This window comes from Flavobacterium arabinosi (assembly GCF_048158725.1).
In the GTDB taxonomy this organism is placed as follows: domain Bacteria; phylum Bacteroidota; class Bacteroidia; order Flavobacteriales; family Flavobacteriaceae; genus Flavobacterium; species Flavobacterium arabinosi.
The window spans coordinates 1-1,348 of the sequence record NZ_JBLNKX010000026.1 but is presented as its reverse complement, the minus strand read 5'-3'; the positions used below and the strand labels follow the sequence as shown (position 1 = coordinate 1,348).

Sequence of the window (1,348 nt, the reverse complement as noted above, 5' to 3'; positions counted from 1 at the left end):
TGTCCCGTCCTGAAATAGTGATACACAAAAAGTATCCTTATGGAAAAACAAGAAGAACCACGCTATTTAAAGCGCACCCAAAAAGACTATTCGATGTTTTTTAAATTGCAAATTGTTCAAGAAATCGAACGGGGACAACTTACCGAAACAGAAGCAACCAAGAAATATGGTATCCAATGTAGAAAGACCGTTGTTCAATGGTTAAGAAAATTTGGTAACTTCGATTGGGAAAACCAAACGCCATTTAATATGTCTAAGACACCCGAACAAAAGATAATGGAGCTTGAAGCCAAAGTAAGACTCTTAGAAAAACAAAAGTCATTCTTGGAACAACAGGCTTATGTAGCAGACAAGAAAGCCATCATTTTCGATATGATGATTGATATTGCAGAGCAAGAATATAAAATCGACATAAGAAAAAACTCTCCACCCGAACAATCGACCATTTTAGACAAAAAGAACAACAAACAATAGTGTTCGCCTGTTATTTGTTCGGGATAGACAGACAGGTTTATTATCGAAAAATTAAAAGAAAAGTCAGCAAACAAAGCAAAGCTACAGAAGTAGTTTCTATGGTTACTGAAATCAGGAAATCAATGCCCAGATTGGGGACAAGGAAGTTATACTATCTTTTATCGGATAAACTCCAATTGCTGAACATTGGAAGGGATAAGTTTTTTGATATACTTAGAGCCAATCATTTATTGATTCAGCCAAAGCGTTCTTATCACATAACCACTAATTCGCATCATCGGTTTAGAAAACATCTGAATCAAATTCTTGATTTAGAAATAAACAGACCCGAACAAGTCTGGGTATCGGATATAACATATATTGGAAAAAGAGAGAGACCTTGTTATTTAAGTATTGTCACAGACGCTTATTCCAAGAAGATTATGGGACATTATGTTGCTGATAATATGAACACCGAAAGCAGTCTCAGAGCTCTTAAAATAGCTATAAAACAGAGAAAAAACAAGGGAATATCCTTGATTCATCACTCGGATAGAGGCATACAATATTGTGCTAACGATTATCAAAGCGTTTTGAATAAAAACGGCATTATAACTAGTATGACTCAGAACTCTGATCCATATGAAAATGCGGTGGCAGAGAGGATAAACGGGATTTTGAAACAAGAGTTTATGATTGATAAATACAATCAACATTTAGATATTATGAAACGTATTGTCAAAGAGGCCATTAGTACTTATAATACTCAGCGTCCACATTATTCAAATTATATGCTGACCCCGAATCAAATGCATCTACAAAAACAAATTAAAATGAGAACCTATAAAATAAAAAACAGTAGTAAACTGTTGCTTACTACTGTTTAAAAATTGTA

Annotated in this window: 2 protein-coding genes; both read left to right on the top strand. The window is 34.2% G+C overall.

Annotation, left to right across the window (positions count from 1 at the left end; translation table 11 throughout):
- Nucleotides 1-39: 39 nt before the first annotated feature.
- Nucleotides 40-474, top strand: coding sequence for a hypothetical protein (locus ACM55K_RS17460; protein WP_416851608.1), 435 nt, complete (start codon nucleotides 40-42; stop codon nucleotides 472-474).
- A complete protein-coding gene (locus ACM55K_RS17455) occupies nucleotides 474-1,340 on the top strand; it encodes an IS3 family transposase (protein WP_416851607.1) in 867 nt (288 codons plus the stop codon). The genes ACM55K_RS17460 and ACM55K_RS17455 overlap by 1 nt, the downstream gene beginning before the upstream one ends.
- Nucleotides 1,341-1,348 lie beyond the last annotated feature (8 nt).